Annotated in this window: 16 protein-coding genes and 1 pseudogene; 9 read left to right on the forward strand and 8 right to left on the reverse strand. The window is 66.6% G+C overall.

The window, feature by feature from the left end; genetic code table 11:
• Window positions 1-4 precede the first annotated feature (4 nt).
• Window positions 5-844, reverse strand: coding sequence for a universal stress protein (locus ACILRJ_RS15535; RefSeq protein WP_395684112.1), 840 nt, complete (start codon window positions 842-844; stop codon window positions 5-7).
• Window positions 845-945: 101 nt separating this feature from the next.
• On the opposite strand from ACILRJ_RS15535, the gene ACILRJ_RS15540 reads away from it, so the two are divergent.
• From ACILRJ_RS15540 to ACILRJ_RS15550, 3 genes are all read left to right on the forward strand, one after another.
• Complete coding sequence (locus tag ACILRJ_RS15540; protein WP_395684113.1) at window positions 946-1,383, forward strand: hypothetical protein; 438 nt, start codon at window positions 946-948, stop codon at window positions 1,381-1,383.
• A gap of 79 nt (window positions 1,384-1,462) precedes the next feature.
• Window positions 1,463-2,113 (forward strand): hemolysin III family protein, encoded by a 651-nt coding sequence (locus ACILRJ_RS15545; RefSeq protein ID WP_395684114.1) that lies wholly within the window; start codon window positions 1,463-1,465, stop codon window positions 2,111-2,113.
• Window positions 2,110-2,511 (forward strand): GFA family protein, encoded by a 402-nt coding sequence (locus ACILRJ_RS15550; protein WP_395684115.1) that lies wholly within the window; start codon window positions 2,110-2,112, stop codon window positions 2,509-2,511. The genes ACILRJ_RS15545 and ACILRJ_RS15550 overlap by 4 nt, the downstream gene beginning before the upstream one ends.
• Before the next feature lie 33 nt (window positions 2,512-2,544).
• Here ACILRJ_RS15550 and ACILRJ_RS15555 read toward each other — a convergent pair whose 3' ends face one another.
• From ACILRJ_RS15555 to ACILRJ_RS15580, 6 genes are all read right to left on the reverse strand, one after another.
• Window positions 2,545-3,030 (reverse strand): DUF456 domain-containing protein, encoded by a 486-nt coding sequence (locus ACILRJ_RS15555; protein ID WP_395684116.1) that lies wholly within the window; start codon window positions 3,028-3,030, stop codon window positions 2,545-2,547.
• A 416-nt stretch (window positions 3,031-3,446) separates the two neighbouring features.
• Window positions 3,447-4,109, reverse strand: a complete 663-nt coding sequence (locus ACILRJ_RS15560; protein ID WP_395684117.1) for a TonB family protein — start codon at window positions 4,107-4,109, stop codon at window positions 3,447-3,449.
• Window positions 4,110-4,178: 69 nt separating this feature from the next.
• Complete coding sequence (locus ACILRJ_RS15565) at window positions 4,179-5,000, reverse strand: DUF6498-containing protein (protein ID WP_395684118.1); 822 nt, start codon at window positions 4,998-5,000, stop codon at window positions 4,179-4,181.
• Between the two features lie 134 nt (window positions 5,001-5,134).
• On the reverse strand, window positions 5,135-5,626 hold the full coding sequence (locus tag ACILRJ_RS15570) for a pyridoxamine 5'-phosphate oxidase family protein (protein WP_395684119.1): 492 nt from the start codon (window positions 5,624-5,626) through the stop codon (window positions 5,135-5,137).
• A gap of 110 nt (window positions 5,627-5,736) precedes the next feature.
• Window positions 5,737-6,648 carry a GAF domain-containing protein gene (locus ACILRJ_RS15575; RefSeq protein ID WP_395684120.1) on the reverse strand — a complete coding sequence of 304 codons (912 nt, stop codon included), beginning with the start codon at window positions 6,646-6,648 and terminating at the stop codon, window positions 5,737-5,739.
• Window positions 6,649-6,772: 124 nt separating this feature from the next.
• Window positions 6,773-7,468, reverse strand: a complete 696-nt coding sequence (locus tag ACILRJ_RS15580) for an SDR family NAD(P)-dependent oxidoreductase (RefSeq protein WP_395684121.1) — start codon at window positions 7,466-7,468, stop codon at window positions 6,773-6,775.
• 157 nt (window positions 7,469-7,625) lie between these two features.
• Here ACILRJ_RS15580 and ACILRJ_RS15585 point away from each other — a divergent pair, with 157 nt between their 5' ends.
• Entirely contained in the window at window positions 7,626-10,571 is a 2,946-nt protein-coding gene (locus ACILRJ_RS15585) for a protein kinase domain-containing protein (RefSeq protein ID WP_395684122.1), read from the forward strand.
• A gap of 21 nt (window positions 10,572-10,592) precedes the next feature.
• Here the strand turns inward: ACILRJ_RS15585 and ACILRJ_RS15590 are convergent, their stop codons facing one another.
• Window positions 10,593-11,168 (reverse strand): ECF-type sigma factor, encoded by a 576-nt coding sequence (locus ACILRJ_RS15590; RefSeq protein ID WP_395684123.1) that lies wholly within the window; start codon window positions 11,166-11,168, stop codon window positions 10,593-10,595.
• A 169-nt stretch (window positions 11,169-11,337) separates the two neighbouring features.
• Here ACILRJ_RS15590 and ACILRJ_RS15595 point away from each other — a divergent pair, with 169 nt between their 5' ends.
• The 5 genes and pseudogenes from ACILRJ_RS15595 (at window position 11,338) to ACILRJ_RS15615 (ending at window position 19,434) form a co-directional block, all read left to right on the forward strand.
• Entirely contained in the window at window positions 11,338-11,628 is a 291-nt protein-coding gene (locus ACILRJ_RS15595; protein ID WP_395684124.1) for a hypothetical protein, read from the forward strand.
• A 34-nt stretch (window positions 11,629-11,662) separates the two neighbouring features.
• Entirely contained in the window at window positions 11,663-12,904 is a 1,242-nt protein-coding gene (locus tag ACILRJ_RS15600) for a hypothetical protein (RefSeq protein WP_395684125.1), read from the forward strand.
• A 109-nt stretch (window positions 12,905-13,013) separates the two neighbouring features.
• On the forward strand, window positions 13,014-14,690 hold the full coding sequence (locus ACILRJ_RS15605) for a right-handed parallel beta-helix repeat-containing protein (protein ID WP_395684126.1): 1,677 nt from the start codon (window positions 13,014-13,016) through the stop codon (window positions 14,688-14,690).
• A gap of 199 nt (window positions 14,691-14,889) precedes the next feature.
• Window positions 14,890-15,459: pseudogene (locus tag ACILRJ_RS15610) on the forward strand (DUF6531 domain-containing protein); the annotation flags it as partial.
• A 918-nt stretch (window positions 15,460-16,377) separates the two neighbouring features.
• Entirely contained in the window at window positions 16,378-19,434 is a 3,057-nt protein-coding gene (locus ACILRJ_RS15615) for an RHS repeat-associated core domain-containing protein (protein WP_395684150.1), read from the forward strand.
• Window positions 19,435-19,869: the final 435 nt, after the last annotated feature.

Consider the following 19,869-nt stretch of genomic DNA (forward strand, 5'->3'; position numbering starts at 1 on the left):
GCCGTCAATGCGCGACCAGCAGTGGCAGGTCGCTGTGCTGGAAAAGATGCCGGGTGGTGCCGCCAAGCACGAGCTCGGTGATGCGCGAGTGGCCCCATGCGCCCATCACGATCAGGTCCGCGTCCATCTTGTGCGCGGCGTCGAGCAAGGCGGCGCCGATAGCGCTGCGTGCGCCGAACGGGACCATGGTGGCATCGATGCCGCGCCGTGCCAGCCATGCGCGCAGGTCGACGTTCGGCAGGTTGCGCAGGCCGAGCGGATTCTCGCTCGGTTCGCCCTCGAACACCTGTACCGATTCCGCGCGCGCGAGCAACGGCAGCGCACCGCGGATCGCCAGCGCGGCTTCGCGGCTGCGATTCCACGCCACCGCGATGCGCTGGCCGACCGTCGTCGCCATCGCGCTGTCCGGCACCACCACGACCGACGCTGTCGCGCCGAACACCGTGCGCGACACCGTGCCCCAGCCGATCGGCGCGTCCGGATTGAGCTGCGGCCGCTCGACCACCACGAGGTCGTTCCAGCGCGAGGCATGGCACAACGACTCGACCACGTCGCCCTGTCCGACCTGCCACTCGCCGTGCACGCCGTGCGCATCGAGCGCGGCCTGCCAGAACGGCGTGCGCTGCAGGGCGTCGCGGTACGCCGCATCCGCCTCGTTCACGTACAGCGCGACCGCCTCCGGCGAGGCGAATGCGACCGGCGCCATCGGCACCACGTGCAGACCGGTCGTCCACGCGTCGAGTCGCCGCGCCAGCGCCAGACCGACCGCACCGGCCGCGCCGAGCGCATCGGTGCGTCGCAGGTGGACGAGCAGGTCGAACGGGCAATTCGCTGCATTCGACATGACATGCTCCGGTAGTGCGGAAGCCATAGCTTACGGCGTCGCGTGCTTTGTCGCGCCTGATTCGCGACAATCGCTTCATTCCGAATCCGCTGGAGGCTCCCATGCACGCCCATGCCCGCATCGCCGTCGCCTTGCTGCTGTTGGTCGCCGTGTCGGCGCCGGCGCAGGCGGCGAAAGACCTGGATTGCCGGATGCGTTTCTCGCTGTCCGGCTGGTCGGTGTTCTACAAGGAAGCCTCCGGCGAAGGCACGATCACCTGCAGCAACGGCGACACGATGCGCGTGACGATCGAGGCGAAGGGCGGCGGGCTCACGTTCGGCAAATCGGAAATCCACGATGGCCTCGGCAAGTTCACCGAGGTCTACGACATCGAGGACGTGCTCGGCGCCTATGCGAGCGCCGGTGCGCACGCGGGCGCGGCGAAATCGGCCGAAGCGCAGGCGCTGACCAAGGGGCCGGTTTCGCTCGCGCTGTCGGGCAAGGGCACCGGCTGGGACATCGGCGTCGCGTTCGGCAAGTTCACGATCCGGCGCCGCTGAGCGGCGACGGTTGGCACGCGCGGCGGGTTGCGGTACGGTGGCTCATGTTGCGGTGCGCCATGCACCGTCGGAGTCCGTGATGACCGCGTCGATCGCGCCGCGCTACAGCGCCAGCGAGGAACTCGCCTCGAGCCTGATCCACGGGCTCGGCATCGTGCTGAGCATCGCCGGACTCGCGGCGCTCGTCGCGGTCGCCGCGCGTGCAGGCGATGCACGCCATGTCGCGAGCGTGTGCGTGTATGGCGCCAGCCTGATCCTGCTCTACACCGCTTCGACGCTGTACCACGGCATTCCGCACGAACGCGCGAAGCCGGTGCTGCGCGTGCTCGATCACGCCGCGATCTTCCTGCTCATCGCAGGCACCTACACGCCGTTCGCGCTGATCAGCCTGCGTGGCGCGTGGGGCTGGTCGCTGTTCGCGATCGTGTGGACGCTTGCGTTCGCCGGCATCGCGCTCGAATTCGCCGGCGTGAAGAGCCGCAAGATCATGGCGTCGCTGTACGTCGGTCTCGGCTGGGTCGGCCTGATCGCACTCAAGCCGCTGGTCGCGAGCATCGCGCCCGCGGGGTTGTGGCTGCTGTTCGGCGGCGGCGCTGCCTACACGCTCGGCGTGCCGTTCTACCTGAGCAGGCGCCTGCCGTTCAACCACGCGCTGTGGCATGCGTTCGTGCTGCTCGGCAGCGTGCTGCAGTTCTTCGCAGTGCTTTTCTACGTGTTGCCGCGCGCATGAGCGATGCCGCCTTCGTCGTGCATCGCGGCGGCTGCCACTGCGGCCGGGTGCGCTTCGAAGTCGAGGCCCCGGCGGTGATCGAGGCGCTCGATTGCAACTGCTCGATCTGCCGCATGAGCGGATTCCTGCACCTGATCGTTCCGGCCACGCGTTTCCACCTGCTCGCCGGTGCCGATGCGCTGACCGAATACACGTTCAACACCGGTACCGCCAGGCACCGCTTCTGCCGCCATTGCGGCATCAAGAGTTTCTACGTGCCGCGCTCGAACCCGGACGGGTTCGACGTCAACGTGCACTGTCTGGATCCGGCCACGATCGAGCGCATCGACGTCACCGCCTTCGACGATACCCGCCGCGAAGAAAGCGAAGCGGCGATCGCGCATCTCTCGCTCGGCTGAGAGTCCACCCGGAGCCCTCGTTCCGCTCTTCCGTCAGGTGAAGAACGCGAACGCGAACAGGCCGAGCATCGCGAAGCAGATCGCGAGCTTGGCGACCGCCCCGAGCAGGAAGCCGAGCCACGCGCCGACCCCGACCCCGGTCGCCTTGCGCAGGGTTCCGCCGGCGACGAGTTCGCCGACGAGCGCGCCGACGAACGGCCCGAGCAGCAGGCCGGGCAGGCCGAAGAACAGGCCGAGCAGGGTGCCGAGCGCGGCGCCGATCACCGCGTAGCGGCTCGCACCGACTTTCTTCGCGCCGAGCACGCCGGCGATGAAGTCGATGCCGATCGCGATCACCGTCAGCACGCCGAGCACGAACAGCGTGAACGCGCCGACGTGCGCGAAGCCGTCCGTCCATGCTGCGAGCAGCAGGCCGCAGAACAGCAGCGGTACACCGGGCAGCGCCGGCAGTACCGTGCCGATCAGGCCGACGACGACGAGGATCGTGGCGACGACGTACCAGAGTTGATGCAGATCCATTGGGTGCCGTTCCGTGTTCCGGGATCCCGCACTCTAGCCGTTTGCGGCAACGCCCGCGCTGTCATGGAAGCGGCGGAAGCCGCAATGCCTTTGCCATCAAGGAGAGCATCGCGCCTCGGGGCGCTCCCACAGCGAAGCGGCGGGCTGCAGCGTCGCATCGGCGCGTTGTTGTGGGAGCGCCGGAAGCCGCAATGCCTTGGCCATCAAGGAGAGCATCGCGCCTTCCGGCGCTCCCACAGCATGGCGGCGGGCTGCAGTGTCGCATCGGCGTGCTGTTGTGGAAGCGGCGGAAGCCGCAATGCTTTGGCCATCAGGGAGAGCATCGCGCCTTCCGGCGCTCCCACAGCGAAGCGGCGGGCTGCAGCGTCGCATCGGCGTGCTGTTGTGGGAGCGGCGGAAGCCGCGATGCTCTTGGCCTACACGCACTCAAGGCGGAACTCGATCGGCACCAGCCCCCACGCCGCGGTCGCCTTGCCGTTCTCCAGTACCGGCTTGAAATGTGCGTTGCGCACCGCGTCGCGCGCCGCTGCGTCGAGGCCCGCATGGCCCGAGCTGCGCGCGATCTCGATGCGCTGCACGTTGCCGTTTGCATCGACGAGCACGCTCAGCAGCACGCGACCCTGCTCGCGCTGGCGCAGCGACGCCACCGGGTAGCGCAGTTTCAGCGCGCCGTCGTAGGCGAGCTGGCGCGTTTCGCCGGCACCGCCGCCGATGCCGGCAACGGGTGCGTCGATCGGCGTGCTCGCGACCGGCGTGATGTCGACCGGGGGCGACGGCGTGGCGGGAGCCTGCACCTCGCTCCGCTGCGGCACCGTGGGCACCGGCGTCGGGCGCTGCGCCGCGCGATGCGCCGGCGTCGTGCGCGGCAACGGCTTCTGCTCCGGCGGAATCGGCGGCAACGGCAGCGGCTCGCTGTGCATGGTCGCCTCGACGATCGTCGCCGCAGGTCGCTGGGCCTGCATCGCCAGCGGAATCGCCAGCACGAGCGCCGCCGCCGCGTGCATCAGGAAACTCGTGCTCAGCGCCGCGATGCGCTGCCAGTCGGGTTGCGGATGATGGTCGGCTGCGCGGGTCGCCATGGTCGTACCTCCTCCGGTGGTGTGCGGAGAAGTAACGCGGCAGGGCGCGGCGCGGGGTTGCGGCAGGACTCAGCCGCCGTCCTCGTTCGCCGGCGGCTCGCCGACCGCGCGCGCGACGCGTTCCTCGAAACGGCCAAGGCCGCGACCCCAGACCGGCAAGGTGAGGTTCGAGAGTTGCATGAAGAGGCGCCAGCCGATCAACCAAAACGCGAAGAATGCGGGTGCGACGAGCGGCGTGCCGTGCTGCACGAACGCGTCATCGGTGTGCAGCACGAACACGCCGACGAGCAGCGCGCTGCCGAGCAGGAAGATCAGCGCGAACGGGTAGGTGAATCCGTAGCGAGCGGTCTCGCGTGGACCGAAGTCGAGATAGGCATCGATGTAGTCGCCGCGCCGCACGACATCGAGCAGCAGGAACGCGGTCGTGCCCAGCGCGGCGAGCGCCATCGGCGCCTGCGCGAACCGCAGCAGCAGTGCCGCCAGCCAGTCGTGCATCGACGACGCATCCGGTTTCGGCGCGATGCATTCGAGCAGGCCGAGCCCGAGCCCGCCCCACAGCAGCGCGAGGTGGATCGCGTAGCGCAGCGCAGTGAGCACGCGCGGTCGTTTGCCGTCCGTCGGCGCTGCCGCCGTCACGAGCACGCGCGCGATCACGGCGAGGCCGTACGCGCAGCCTTCGGCGAGGTACAGCAGGATCACGTCGACCGGCGCGAGCCGACCCGCGAGCCACAGCACCAGCGGCACCACGCTGCTCGCGACGATCAGCGCGGCCTGGCTCCACAAGCGCGCCGCGGGGGGTGGTGCCGGCAGCAGGTGCTGCAGGCCGCGCATCGTCGTCTTGTCCGATGCGGCGGCCTTCAGGAAGCGTTGGTAGTCGCGGGGATCGGGCACGGGCGCAGACGATCATCGAAGCCGCTGCGGCTCCAATGCGGTCACGCTACACACAGCCGGACGCCCACACAACCGGCGTCCGGCGCTATGCAAGCCTGAAGTCGTACGACGCGTCGCGTCGCGCACGCCTGCGATCAATGGTGGTGCAAGTCGACCTTCGCAACCTTGTCCGCATAGTCCTTGCGCGGGTCGACGCCGAACAGCATCTTCACGCCGGCGACGAGGTTGTTCTCGTTGAGCCAGACTTCCGCCTGGTCGGCGTCGAGTCGCAGCAGGACCAGTCGCGGGTCATCCTTGCCTTCGAACCATGCGGCGATGAACGGGTTCCACAGGCGGTCGATCACGGCGCGATCCTGGTCGATCGAAAGCGTTCCCTGCATGCTCGCGAACAGGTCATGGCCCTTGGACGAGAAGGCGGCGACTGCGCGCGCGCCGCCGCCGAGTGCGTTGACCATCGCGTTGTCGCGGCTCGTGAAGAACCACACGGGACCGTGACCGTCCTCGATGATCGCGGTCATCGGGCGCGTGTGGCCATCTTCGGCAGCCGAGAGCCCGAGCATCACGGTGCGGTCGGACTGCAGCGCTTTCCACAAGCGGGTTTCGAGTTCCTGCGGTGTCTTGCTCATGACGTACTCCTCCGATCGAAGGAGCCGATTGGAGGCTTCCCGCATTGAACGGCGTATTAGTGGCGCCGGTTTACGGACATCCGCGGTACAGGCTCGCGCGATCGCGTGGCCTAGGCCGCCGCCGCTGCGGCTTCGTCCTTGAGGCGCGTGAGCGCTTCGTCCGCGCGCAGATACACCCGCTCGATGCGATCGTCGGGCGCTTCCGCCGTCACACTCGCGCACAACACGGTCATGCCGCCCTCGCGCGTGAAGGTCTCGGCGCACTCGCGCAGGCGACGCTCCGTCTCCTGCGCGCCCGCATGCAGCACCGCGATGAAATCGGGGCTGTCCGTGGTCCGGTTCACGCTGTCGCCGCTGCGGGCCTTGAGCACGGCGCCGAAGCGCTGTTCGAGCGCCTGCAGCTGGCGTTCGACCGCGCGGTCGCCCATGCGCGCCACCGCCTCCGGCATGCCCTGGACCTGCAGGATCATCACCGTGAACGGCTCGCCCGGATGCGCCGCGGCGGATTCGGCGAATGCCACCGCGCGTTCGAGTTCGCGTTCGTGCAGGCGCGCGTCGAGCAGCGTCATGGTCAGGCGAGACAGCGCCGCGAGGCCCTTGCGCTGCCGCTCGTCGAGCCGGCGCGGCACCTCGTCGATCACGCACACCGTCCCCATCGCTTCGCCACCCGGAGCCACCAACGGCATGCCGGCGTAGAAGCGCACATGAGGGGCGCCGGTCACGTACGGGTTGGCGAGGAAGCGCGGATCCTGCTGCGCGTCCGGCACCTCCATCAGGTCCGACGGTGCCTCGATCGCACGCGCGCAGAACGCGTCCTCGCGTCGCGTCTGCGTCCCTTCGAGGCCGTGACTCGCCTTGAACCACTGGCGGTCGCGGTCGATGAGCGTGAGCAGCGCGATCGGCGTGTCGCACAGCGTCGAGGCAAGCTGCACGATGTCCTGGTACGCGGACTCGGGCAGCGTGTCGACGATGCGGTACATGTCGAGCACGCGTTGGCGTTCCGCTTCATCGGTATTGCGCATGGGCACTCCGCGTCATCCAGTCGCGCAAACGATACGTCATGCCGGCGCCGACGGTAAACGCGCATTTCCCGGTGCGTTCATGTGCCGGTCGGCGACGGTGTCCCTGCAGGCAAGCCGCCGGTCGTCACACGCGGCCGGTAACCGGCAGCAGCGCGCCCGTGATTGCGGATGCCCGATCGGAGACGAGGAACAGGATCACGTCCGCCAGCTGCTCCGGCTTCACCCATTTGTCGAAGTCCGCCTTCGGCATGTCGGCGCGATTCGGCGGCGTGTCGATGATGCTCGGCAGGATCGCGTTGACGGTGATGTTCGCGTCCTTGAGTTCTTCCGCGAGCGCTTCGGTCAAACGCATCACGCCGGCCTTCGACGCGGCGTACGCACCCATGCCGGCGGCGGCCTTGCTCGCCGCATTCGCGCCGATGTTCACGATGCGACCGGCCTTGCTCTGGCGCAGGTGCGGCAGCGCCGCCTTGCTCGCACAGACGGCGGTGCGCACGTTGATGCGGTAGAGCAGGTCCCAGGTATCGACGCTGCCGCCGGCGAGTGTCTCCCAGCGGAACGCGCCGGCGATGTTGACGAGTGCGTCGAGTCCGCCGAGCGCCTGCACGGCCGCATCGATCGCCTTGCGCGCGCCGTCCGCATCGGACAGGTCGACGCCACCGACGGCATGCACGCCGGCATCCTTGAGCGCCTGCGGCGCGGCGTCGGCGCGGTCGATCGCGACGACATGCGCGCCGGCCGCGCGCGCGACCTGTACGACGCTCGCACCGAGCGTGCCGAATCCACCCGTGATGGCGATGCGCTTGCCGTCCACACCCATGTCCGATCCTCCCTAGAAGAGACGCCGATCATAGTCGACATGGCCCGCAACGCGGCCAGAGTCGCTGGCAATGCCTCGATCCTGAATCGATGACGTCGCGGCCGGCCCGCTGCAAACCGGTGCACAATCGACGTCACCGCCTTGGCCGGAGAGGCCCTTGCACCAGGATCGATGGAGCCGGGTAGAAGAGCTGTTCGCGCGGGCTCTGGACATCGCGACGGACCAGCGGAATGCATTCCTCGCGGCCGCCTGCGACGACGCCGGACTCCGCGCCGAAGTCGAGGCGCTGCTGCGTGCCCATGATTCGCCCGGGCCGCTGGATTTCGCGCCGCGCATGGCCGCCGGAGCGGCGGTGCATCCTTCGCTGGCCGACGGCACGCGCGTCGGCGGCTGGCGGATCGGCAATCTGATCGGTCGCGGCGGCATGGGTGAGGTCTATGCGGCGACTCGCGCGGACGGCGGCTTCGAGCAGCGCGCCGCGCTGAAACTGCTGCGCTTCGAAGCTGCGGGCGAGCTGCAACGCTTTCATTCGGAACGGAGCATCCTCGCGCAGCTCGAGCATCCGGGCATCGCGCGGCTGCTGGATGGCGGGGTCGCGCCGGATGGCCGCCCCTATACGGTGATGGAGCACGTCGCCGGACAGTCGCTCGCCGACTACTGCCGCGCACGCAGGCCGTCATTGCGCGAACGCCTGGCATTGTTCACGCAGGTCTGCGCCGCGGTCGCCTACGCGCACCGCAACCTCGTCGTCCATCGCGACCTGAAGCCGGCGAACATCCTCGTCGATGCGGGCGGCAACGTGAAGCTGCTCGACTTCGGCATCGCCAAGTTGCTCGACGCGAGCGCGACGAATGCCGACGCCGACCTGACGGTCGCGCCGTTCACGCCCGACTACGCCGCACCGGAACAACTGGTCGGCGAGGCGGTCACGACGGCGACGGATGTGTACGCGCTCGGCGTCGTCCTGTTCGAACTCCTCACCGACACCTTGCCGCTGCGCACGCGCGGACTGCCGTCGACGCAGGTGCTCAAGGTGTTGCTCGATCGCACCGCGCCGGCGCCGAGCCAGGTCGCACGTGACAACCCGGCCTCGCCGGTGCCGGCGGCGCAGATTGCCGGCGATCTCGATGCGATCGTGGCCAAATGCCTGCGCAAGGAACCGGCGCATCGCTACGAAACCGTGGTCGGCTTGGCGCGCGACATCGATAGGCACCTGCGCAACGAACCCGTGGCCGCGCGCGAAGGCGCGCGCCTGTACGTCGCGGGCCGCCTGCTGCATCGTTTCCGATGGGCCGTCGCGGCGACCGCCGCCCTCGTGCTTGCGCTCGGCGCGGGGCTCGCGGGAACGCTCTGGCAGGCGCGGCGCGCGGAAACGCAGGCGCGCACGTCCGCCGCGGTGCAGACCTTCATCGGCGACCTGTTCCGCGCCAACACGAGCCGCCAGGACGATCCGGTCAAGGCGCGCATGACGACCGCGCGCGAGCTGCTCGACCTCGGCGCGAAGAAGATCGAGACGTCGATGGGCGATGCGCCGGCCGCGAAGCTCGGCGTACTCAAGTTGCTCGGGCAGCTGTACGACGACCTCGCGCTCGACGACGAGTCGGTGCGCCTGCGCCGCCAGGCGGTCGACCTCGCGCGCAGCCTGCATGGGGACGATTCGCCCGACGTCGCGGGCGCGCTGCTCGAACTCGCCGGCTCGATGCACTACACGAAGAGCGATACTGGCGAACGCGAGAAGCTGCTCGCGCAGGCGAGCGCGATCCTCGATCGCGCCGGCGACCATTCCTCGGTCGTGCGCGGCTTGCTGCTGCAGAAACTGTCCGAACACTACTACGGCAGCGATCCGGGCAAGGCGCTCGCGTCCGCGCAGGAAGCGGTACGCCTGTTCGAAGCACGACCACCGTCGGCAAACCTGGCCGAGTCGCTGTTCGTGCGCGGCCTCGGCGAGCACGCCGTCGGCCAGGACCACGAGGCGATCGCGTCGCTGTCGCGCGCGATCGAGGTGTCGCGCAGCGTCGATGGATCGCCCAACCCGAGCCTGCCGCGCTACTACGCCTATCTTGGCCAATACCAGTACCGCAGCCAGGACATCGCGGCGGCCGAAGCGAGCACGCGGCTCGCGCTGCAGATGGCCGTCGCGGTGAATGGCGACAACCACGTCGACACGCTCGAAACGGAGTTGCGCCTCGGCCGCCTGCTGTTCGATTCGGGCAAGACGCAGGAAGGGCTCGCGCTGCTGCTCAGCGCGAAGAACCGCGCACTCGCGATCCGCGGCGCGGAAGACCCCGACCACGTGCCGCTCGCGTTGATGGAACACGGGTCGGCGCTGGTGCGCTTCGGCCTGCCCGAGGCCGGCATGACCGACCTCGCGGCGGCGCTCGCAAACCGACGCGCACACCGTGCGGCGACGACCTATCTCGCCACCGTGCTCGAAACGAATGCAGCGGGTGCGATCGAGCTTGGCCGCTACGACGAAGCCGCCGCGTCGCTCGATGAAGCGAGCCGGATCAAGACCGCCAACGGCGTGAAGCCGCGCACGACGCGCACCAACTACAACGTCCTCGTGCGCCTGCGCCTTGCGCTCGCCCAAGGCCAGCTCGAAACGGCGCGTTCGTTGCTCGACGACGTCTTCGTCGATCCCGCGGAAAAGTCCGCGGTCTCGTTCACCGCGATGGACCACGACCTCGCCGCCGCCGAAGTGGAGCTGGCGGCGGGTGGAAACGCGGCAGCGGCGGCGCTCGCGCGCGGCGTGCGCGAGCGCATCGAACGCAGCGGCCTCGCCGAGTGGCTCGGCCTGTACTTGCTGCGCAGCGAATTCATCGAAGGCGCCGCGCTGCTGGCCCAGGACCAGGCCGCATCCGCGGCGCCGCATCTGCAAAGCGCATTGGCGGCGCGCGAGAAACTGTTCGCGCCGGCAAGCCCGAAGATTGCCGAGGCCGAGATCGCGCTGGCGCGCTGCGATCTCGCGCTCGGCGACGTGGCGCCCGCGCAGGCGCTGGCCGCCGCCGCGGCGGCGATCCACGCGTCGCACAAGGACCTCGGCGAGCAGTACCGCGCACCGCTGCGCGACCTGCAGATGGCGCTGGCGCAACGTCGGGGCTGAATCGATCGCCGCAGGCGTCGGCTAGCCCGCATCCGCGAGTTCGCGGTGCAGCCAGGCGCGCGCGAGCGTCCAGTCGCGCCGCACCGTTCGTTCGGAGATGTCGAGCGCGCGCGCCGTTTCGGCGTCGTCGTAACCGGCGAAGTAGCGGCATTCGACCACCTGCGCCAGGCGCAGCGAATCCTTGGCGAGTCGGGCGAGCGCATCGTTCAGCGCGACCAGGGTCGCGTCGTCGTCGGCGGCGACGTCGAGGGCCGCGGTGATCGGCACGTGCACGGCGCCGTCGCCACGTTTCTCCGCCAGCTTCGCGACGGCGTGGCTGACCAGCGCATGGCGCATCGCGAGCGCGGCCGCGCGCAGGAAATGTTCGTCGGTGTTCCAGCCCTTGCTCCCGCGCAACTTGAGGTAGGCCTCGTTCACGAGCGCCGTCGTCTGCAGCGTCGCACCGGCACTGACCCGGCCACGCTCGCGATGCGCGAGCCGCTTGAGGTCGGCGTGGAACAGCGGCATCAGGCGATCGGCGAGCACGCACACGTCCGGCGACAGCGTCGCATCCCAGTGCACCGGATCGCTCGGAACCGCGGGGTCCACTCCAGTCATGCCCGGATGATACCCAACCCGCCGTGCCCCCGCTGCCGTCGGCTGCGCCGATGGCCGGATCCGGCGCGCTTTGCGGTTCCAACAGGGTAGACCGTTCCGATGCGCTTCCCCCGGCGCCCGGACGGCCCCCAACGCGGCTTGCAGGAAGCGCATCGAGAGGAGATCGGCAATGAAGCAAATGAGTACGTGGGCGGCCCTGGTCGCATGGTCACTCGGCAGTGCGTTCGCATTGCAGGCGCATGCGCAGTCGAGCGGCGGCCCCTACGACATCAAGGCCGTCGTCATCGCGGGCGGCGGCAGCCCCATCGCCGGCGGAAATTTCCAGATCAGCAGCACGATCGGACAGGCCGCCACGTCGACCTTGTCCGGCGCGGGCTTCGTCATCGTCGACGGGTTCTGGGCACCGGTCGGCGGCCTGCTCGGCGACGTCATATTCGCCAACGGTTTCGATTCCTTCTGATTACACCCTTTCGACCTTTTCCAAGGAGTGCACCATGCGTGTTTCCCCACTTGTCCGCGCGACGCTCGTCGCCTGCATGTTCCTCGCCGCCGCCGGCAGCGCGTCCGCGCAGACGCTCGGTTCCGCCATCACCTACCAGGGCACGTTCGCCGATGCCGGCGTGCCCGCCAGCGGCGCGTATGATTTCGAGTTCGCGCTGTTCACGGTCGCCTCCGGCGGCAGCGCGGTGCAGACCGTCACCAAGACCGGCGTGGTCGTGAATGGCGGCCTCGTCAACACGCTCGTCGACTTCGGCGCGGCCACCTACAACGGCCAGGTCAAATGGATCGAGGTGCACGTGCGCCATGCCGGCGGCGGCAGCTACACCACGCTCGCGCCGCGCCAGGCGCTGACCGCGGCACCGTACGCGATGGGCCTGCCGATGCCGTTCGCGCGCGTCGTCAACACCGGTTCCGCGCCGTCGTTCCAGATCGAGAATGCCGATGGCGGCAGTGCGATCAAGGGCGTCATCACGAGCAACTCCGGCTTCTCGGCGGTCGCCGGCAGCTCGCCCGGCGGCCCCGGCGTCAACGGTGAAAGCACCAGCAGCGCGGGCGTGCGCGGCACCAGCACCAACAGCGACGGCGTGCGCGGCCTCGGCAACATCGGCGTGCATGGCGTCGGCAGCACCGGCGTGTGGGCCGAAGGCGGCCTGCTCGCGACCGACAGCATCTCGTGCAACAGCGCCGGCGCATGCCAGAGCGTGATGAACATCCGCAACGACACGATCGGCAACCTCATCATCGCGAGTTCCGGCACGCCCTCGACCGACGTGTTCCGCGTCAACGGCAACGGTTCGGTGTTCGCCAACGGCGACTACAACGCCGGTGGCGCCGACGTCGCCGAGTACGTGCCCTTCAGCGAGAAGCTGGAACCCGGCGACGTCGTCGAGATCGACGAAGACGACGGCCAATCGTTCCGCCTGTCGTCGCGCCCGAACAGCCATTCCGTCGGCGGCGTGATTTCGACCAGGCCCGGCGTGTCGCTCAACACGACGACCGCGGAAGAATCCGCCGCTAAGGGCATGCCGCGGCTCGCGCTGAGTGGCCGCGTGCCGGTGAAGGTGACGTCGGAGAACGGCCCGATCCGCGCCGGCGACCTGCTCGTCTCCTCGTCGCGGCCGGGTCGCGCGATGCGCGCACCCGCGATGCCGGCACCCGGCACCGTGATCGGCAAGGCGATGCAGAAACTCGACAGCGCCACCGGCGAGATCGAGATGCTGGTCATGCTGCGCTGAGCGCAGCACCGGCGCGCTTGCAGGTCATCCCTGCCTGCAAGCGTGCCGGGACCGGTGCTTCGACGGCTCCCGCGCGAATCCACTTCGTACCGCTGCACGGAACATCCCGATGAGTGATTGTCCATTTCCTGCGTCACGCGTTCGCGCGACGACACGCCGTGCACCCCGTACCTTCACGCGCCATGTCGCCGCCGCGCTGCTGGGCATCGGCTGCATGTCCGCGATGGCGGATACATACGTCGTCACCAACACCGCCGACAGCGGTGCCGGCAGCCTGCGCCAGGCGATCCTCGACGCCAACGCGCACCAGGTCACCGCGGGCAGCCAGTGCGCGCGGCACACGATCACGTTCAACATCGCCGGCGCGGCGCCACACACGATCCAGCCCCTGTCGCCATTGCCGACGATCCGGATCCCGATCACGTTCGACGGCTACTCGCAGCCGGGATCGAGCGAGAACACCGCGTTCACCGGCAGCAATGCCGTGATCGCGATCGAACTCGACGGAAGTTTCGCCGGCAACACCGACGCGTTCGTCGTCGGCGCGGCGATACCCGGGTCCGGCCTGTGTCCCGGCAACACCAGCCGCTTCAGCGGACTCGTGATCAACCGCTTCGCGGGCGCCGCGATCTCGATGGGCGAAGAGACGTGCCCGGTCGGACAGTTCTGCAACAGCGGCGGCGTGCTCATCCAGGGCAACTACATCGGTACCGACGTCACCGGCACGCACGCGCGCGGCAACGGCATCGCGCTCGCGCGCCCGGCGCTGGTGTTCGGCACCAGCAGCGTGGTCAACGTGGTCGGCGACCAGACGCTGCAGAACGGCGGCCCAAGTTCACCGCGTCCGCAGTCGCGCAACGTGATCTCCGGCAACGGCGACGACGCGATCCTCATGTTCTCGATCTCGGCCGATTCCGGCAGCGGCCTGTCGCAGTCGCACACGATCCGCAACAACTACATCGGCGTGGATGCGACCGGTTCGGCCGCGCTGCCCAACGCCGGTCGCGGCATCACGATGGCGGCGAACAGCTCGGGCGCGCAGATCCAGGACAACCTGATCAGCGCCAATCTCGGCGACGGCGTCGCCGTGCTCGACAGTCCGTTTCCGGGCACCGCGGTGATCGGCAATGGCATCGGCATCGGCATCGCGGGCCAGCCGCTCGGCAATGGCGGACATGGCGTGCTCGTCGCAAACGACGCCACCGGCGTCACCGTCGGCGGCCGCCTGCTGTTCGCGCCGACTGCCGCCGCGATTTCCAACAACGGCGGCGCCGGCCTGTTCGTCGACGACGCCGCGATCGTCGATGCAGGCAACCTGTCGAGCGCCCACAACGGCGGCCTCGCACTCGACCTCGCACCGGTCGGCGTGAATGCCAACGACGCGGGCGACGCCGACACCGGGCCGAACGAATTGCTCAACCGTCCATTCCTCACCGCGGCCGTGCCGGACGCAGGCAGCCAGGTCGGCCACGTCGCCGGCTCGATCGACGCGGTGCCGAACAGCACCTACGAAATCCATTTCTATCTCAACGACAGTTGCGACGCAGGCGGCTCCGGCGGCGGCCAGACCCTGTTTCCGTCCACGTTCGCAAGCTTGACCACCGACGCGACCGGCCATGCCGCCTTCAACCAGGCGGCGCAGTTCCTGCCCGCAGGCCGCCACCTCACCGCACTCGCGCGCGCGTTCTCGACCACGGCCGTGATCCCTGCGCTGATGACCTCGGAGTTCTCCAACTGCGTGTTGATCGGAGCGGGGGATACGATCTTCGCCGATGGGTTCGATTGACGAGAATTTCTGAAGGCGTCATGTGCTTCATTGCCGGCGGACGCGTCCCGCACGCGAACGATGAGCGTTGTGTGATCGCCGTCACGATTCGAAAGTCGATAGCAAATGTCCTACATATATAACTTATTTGCCCGTATACGATGCTTCTTGTCCGCGTCGTGCCTCGGGGTGAACCGTGAAAGCCGCATTGAAGCTGGTCATGTTGGCTGCATTCGTGCTGCTGTCAAAGCAGTCTTTCGCGGGCTGTTCCATCGAGTACTCGTTCTGGGCGCCGTATCCGACCCACCAGGTGATCTACTCCGGCTGCAGTAACCAGCAGGATGCGTTGGACGCATGCAGTGCCTTCACGACACTTCACGGATATACACCTAATGAGTTCTGCATCTGGGGCTGGGGTCCTGGATATCACGCGGGCAACCTCTATTTTCACTATCCGGACACGGCCGTTCCGTTTGCCCTAGAGCATTTCTTGATTCCGTCGGTAGTGATTCCAGACAAGAACTCGGGTCATTCCTGTCCCGATCCGTGTGTAGCGGACCCGGTGAACCCGGGCGTCGGCAACAAGACGGAAACGAGGGTGGAATTCGCGGGCACTGGCATCTTTCCTCTGAGATTTTCATGGACGTACAACAGCCTCGACTCGTGGCCCGGCAACTATCCCATCTCGATCGTTGGCCGCCATCGCGCACATACATATTCGTGGTCGATCGAGTTGCATAGCCAGGGATTGCTCAAGCCCGTAGCCACGGTGCATCTGCCCGACGGCAAGGGGGTGTATTTCACGCAAGCTTTACCAGGCGGTCCATGGGTCGCTGACGGAGAATCGAAGACCAAGCTTACGGTCAATCCCGATCCTTCCGCCGCTTGGCAAGTAGAGGATGAATGGGGTGGTCGCGAGTGGTTTGACAGCAATGGACGCCTTCTCAGCCTCTTCGACGTCGCCGGTAAGAAACAGTCGGTCACCTATGACGTCTCGGGGCGCCTCGCGACCGTCACGGATCCCAATGGACGCGTGCTGACATTCTCGTACAACTCCGCGGGCTTGCTTTCAACGCTGCAGACACCCGATGGAAACCAGATCGGTTTCGCATACACGACGTCCTCCGACTTGTCGACTGTGACCTATCCCGGCGGTTCGACACGGCAGTATCTGTATGACGAGTCGCCATACAGTGGTGCGTCGCCAGCGGGTTTGCTGACTGGGGAGATTGACGAACTCAATGTGCGCCACTCGACGACGTGGTACGACTCGAGCATGCGCGCAACGGCAACGTCTCTGGCGGGATCCGTCGATTCGTACGGAATCTCCTACTTGCCGCCGGATGCTGTAGGCGACTACAACAGATCAAATGTCACGCAACCGTTGGGCGCCACGCAGGAAACGAAGTACGTGCTCGTGGCCGGAGTGGTTCGTCCTCGTGTCGTGACGACGAGCTGCACCGGCTGTCAGACGCAGCAGAAAACGTACAGCTACGATTCCGCGGGACTTTTGCAAACACGAGTCGAAGGTGGAAACCAGACCGACTACACCTACGACAGCCGCGGGGTCGTGACATCTCGGATTGACGCCTCGAATGCATCCGGCCCAGATGCAGGCGTCAAGCGAACGACGGAAACCACATGGGATTCGAGCTTCCGCGTTCCGACACTGCGAACTGTCAAGAACTATCTCGGAACGATCGAATCCTTGACGAAATGGACCTACAACACGCGCGGCCAGGCGACCGCGCGCTGCGGGATCGACAACGCCGTCAGCGGCGCCAACAGCTACACCTGCGGCTCGTCCACGAATGCGCCCGCCGGCGTGCGCCAGACGAAAACGACCTACTGCGAAGCCTCCGACGTCACCGCAGGCGCTTGCCCACTCGTCGGCCTCGTCACCTCCACCAATGGCGCGCGCCTGACCACGAATGCCGGCATGGGCGGTCTCGATGACACCACGACCTACACCTACCGCATGGCCGACGATTCGACCTGCGCCACGAACGGCGCCTGCACCTACCGCAAGGGCGACCTCTGGAAAGTCACCAACGCGCTCGGACAGGTCACCGAATACGTCAGCTACGACAAGAACGGCCGCGTCGCGCGCACGAAGGACGCGAACGGCACCTACACCGACTTCACCTACCACGCGCGTGGCTGGCTCACCGACCGCATCGTGCGCGCGAGTGCGAGTGGAACCCCCGGCGCGGGCGACGCGACGATGCACATCGACTACGACGCGGTCGGCAATGTCACGAAGGTGACCCAGCCGGATGGCGCGTACCTGCAATACACCTACGATGACGCCCATCGATTGCTGAAGATCAACGACAACCTCGCCAACACGATCGACTACTGCCCGGGTGGCGTCGGCAACGCGGACTGCCTCGACGCTGCCGGCCACCGCAAGGTCGAGCAGGTCAAGGATCCGTCCAATGCGGTCAAGCGCCAGCTGCATCGCGTCTACAACCAGCTCGGCCAGTTGACCCAGGTGCTCAACGCGGCGAATGTGCCGGTCGAGACCTCCGCCGGCATCGGTGGATCCGGCATCGCCGATGGCTACGACGGCAACGGCAACCGCATCCTCAAGGACGACGGCCTCGGCATCCGCACGGAGCAGGACGTCGACCCGCTCAATCGCCTCAAGACGACGATCCAGAACCTGGCTGGTACAGATCCGGCGACGCAGAACGCGACCACCGGCTACACCTACGACACGCGCGACAACCTGCGCCAGGTCACCGATCCGGATGGCCTCAACACCAACTACACCTACGACGGCCTCAACAACCTCACCGCGCTCGACAGCCCCGACACCGGCCACACCGGCTACACCTACGACGCCGCCGGCAACCGCATCAGCCAGACCGACAACCGCGGGGTCACCAGCACCTACACCTACGACCGCTTGAACCGGCTGACCGCGATCGGCTATCCGACCACCAGCCTCAACGTCACCTATGCCTACGACCAGGCCGACGGCACCACCGGCTGCAGCGGCTCGTTCCCGCTCGGTCGCCTGACCCGGATGACCGATTCCTCGGGCAGCACGACGTATTGCTACGACCGTCGCGGCAATGTGCTGAAGAAGACGCAGGTCGCCAATGGCGTCAGCCTCGTCACGCAGTACACCTACACGGTTGCGGATCGGCTGGCGACGGTCACCTATCCGAGTGGGGGAGTCGCAACCTACACGCGCGATGCGCTCGGTCGCGTCAACGTGGTGCAGTGGTCGACCACCACGGGCGCCAAGAATACGAACGTCATCAGCAATGCAACCTACTTCCCGTTTGGTCCCCTCAATGTGCTGACCTTCGGAAACGGCCGCACGCTGGCCAAGAACTACGACCAGGACTACGCGATCAGCACGATCAGCGGCACGCCATCGCCCGGCAACGCGTTGACGCTGTACCTCGGCGTGGACGTGATGGGCGACATCGTGAGCGCGAAGGAAACGCTGAGCATCCACCCGGACCGCGTCTACGGTTACGACCCGCTATACCGCCTGACCGATGCGCAGACCGGTGTCGGCGGCCCGGTGGAAAGCTACACCTACAACAAGACCGGCGATCGCCTGAGCGCGAGCCTCAATGGCGCGTCACCGACGGCCTATTCCTACGCCGCCGGCACGCACCACCTTGCCAGCGTCGGCGGCGTCGCGCGCACCTACGACCTCAACGGCAACACGCAGACCGGTACGGCAACAGGGCTCACCCTCGGCTACGACAACCGCAACCGCCTCACCAGCGCGGTCAACGGCACCATGAGTGCGAGCTACGCGATCAGCGGTCGCGGCGAACGCGTCGGCAAGACGGTGACGGTGAGCGGCACGCCGACCACGACCTTGTTCGCCTATGACGAGGGCGGGCGGCTGATTGGCGAATACAGCGGCACCGGTGTCGCGCAGGCGGAATACATTTATCTCGACTCGACCCCGGTCGGCGTGGTGAAGGGCGGGGTGCTGTATTACATCGAAACCGATCACCTCGGGACGCCGAGGCAGGTGGTGAAGCCGACCGGCAATGTCGTGGTGTGGAAGTGGGACTTCCTGCAGAACACGTTTGGCAACAGCACGCCGAATCAGGATCCGGATGGGGACTCGGTGCAGTTCGTGCTGGGGTTGAGGTTTCCGGGGCAATACTTCGATGCGGAGACGGGACTAGGCTACAACTATTTCCGGGATTACGAGGCCGGGACTGGCCGGTATGTTGAGAGTGATGCGATTGGCCTTCTGGGTGGCGCGAATACTTTTGCATACGTCCGCTCGAATCCAGTGCGGCGCGTAGATCATTCGGGCCTGTTCTCCTCCGCCGATGCACTCTTGGTCGATTGGTATTTACATGGCGATGGACAATTCGTAGACATTTCTGCATGGTGTGGTGACTATTTGGCGGATCCCGTTGTACAGGCAGTAACTGCTCGACTGAAGCTGAAAGCGTACGCGCATGCGAAAACACTTGCCAACGCAGGGTTCAGTGGCGCTGAAGTATGGAGCTACGAAGAAACCAACGAGCTTTGGATAACGTCGATCTATTCATTTGGAAATGGCTCAAGAAAGTCAGACGTCGCATGCATCTTTTCAGGAAATGGATGTTGCGTTACTGGTATATGCGCGCTCCAACATTCGACAAAAGACTTGTTCAAAGACCCACTTGACCTTCGCCAATTTTGGCATTTGCCCGCATGGGCTGCAGATGTAGGAATTCCTTTCTGGTTTGGTCTTTCTTGTATCGAGAAATTTTCGGTTTATGCTTGCAAATGATGAACAAAAAGGCTGTTGTATCATTCTTTTCTGGGGCGGTGGCAGTCTATCTAGTAGTAGTTCTTGCGCGCATCCAGCTCTATTCAATGCACATCGGGCACTACAATACGCATCCGACAACCGGACTTGTTCTGACGCCGATAGTTGCAGGATGCGCGTACGCGCTCGGGTTGTTGGGTATTGTCCTAGTTCAGAAATTTGTCACATTGAAGCCCACTCTGCTCGGTGTCTTTTGCTATGGCGCTTGGTGCGCCTTGCCTGTCGGGCAATTCTTGCCGGAGCCTGTAAGGCCCAATTGGGTTCTCTTAATGGCCGTCACGCTTCCGCCGGTCTTGTTCCTGCTTCGCGGTAAACGTCGTTGCTGATAGCAGCAGCTAAAAGACAAAAGGGGACAAAAGGGGACGGAGTGGACCACCTCTGATTTTTCGTACGCCA

Source organism: Dokdonella sp., from assembly GCF_044227025.1.
Lineage (GTDB): Bacteria > Pseudomonadota > Gammaproteobacteria > Xanthomonadales > Rhodanobacteraceae > Dokdonella_A.

Bases quoted from the DNA above. Each gene is read 5' to 3' on its own strand.
- ACILRJ_RS15600 (WP_395684125.1), top strand. From the start codon at position 11,663: ATGCGTGTTTCCCCACTTGTCCGCGCGACGCTCGTCGCCTGCATGTTC.
- ACILRJ_RS15560 (WP_395684117.1), bottom strand. From the start codon at position 4,109: ATGGCGACCCGCGCAGCCGACCATCATCCGCAACCCGACTGGCAGCGC.
- ACILRJ_RS15575 (WP_395684120.1), bottom strand. From the start codon at position 6,648: ATGCGCAATACCGATGAAGCGGAACGCCAACGCGTGCTCGACATGTAC.
- ACILRJ_RS15580 (WP_395684121.1), bottom strand. From the start codon at position 7,468: ATGGGTGTGGACGGCAAGCGCATCGCCATCACGGGTGGATTCGGCACG.
- ACILRJ_RS15535 (WP_395684112.1), bottom strand. From the start codon at position 844: ATGTCGAATGCAGCGAATTGCCCGTTCGACCTGCTCGTCCACCTGCGA.
- ACILRJ_RS15550 (WP_395684115.1), top strand. From the start codon at position 2,110: ATGAGCGATGCCGCCTTCGTCGTGCATCGCGGCGGCTGCCACTGCGGC.
- ACILRJ_RS15605 (WP_395684126.1), top strand. From the start codon at position 13,014: ATGAGTGATTGTCCATTTCCTGCGTCACGCGTTCGCGCGACGACACGC.
- ACILRJ_RS15540 (WP_395684113.1), top strand. From the start codon at position 946: ATGCACGCCCATGCCCGCATCGCCGTCGCCTTGCTGCTGTTGGTCGCC.
- ACILRJ_RS15545 (WP_395684114.1), top strand. From the start codon at position 1,463: ATGACCGCGTCGATCGCGCCGCGCTACAGCGCCAGCGAGGAACTCGCC.
- ACILRJ_RS15595 (WP_395684124.1), top strand. From the start codon at position 11,338: ATGAAGCAAATGAGTACGTGGGCGGCCCTGGTCGCATGGTCACTCGGC.
- ACILRJ_RS15570 (WP_395684119.1), bottom strand. From the start codon at position 5,626: ATGAGCAAGACACCGCAGGAACTCGAAACCCGCTTGTGGAAAGCGCTG.
- ACILRJ_RS15555 (WP_395684116.1), bottom strand. From the start codon at position 3,030: ATGGATCTGCATCAACTCTGGTACGTCGTCGCCACGATCCTCGTCGTC.
- ACILRJ_RS15590 (WP_395684123.1), bottom strand. From the start codon at position 11,168: ATGACTGGAGTGGACCCCGCGGTTCCGAGCGATCCGGTGCACTGGGAT.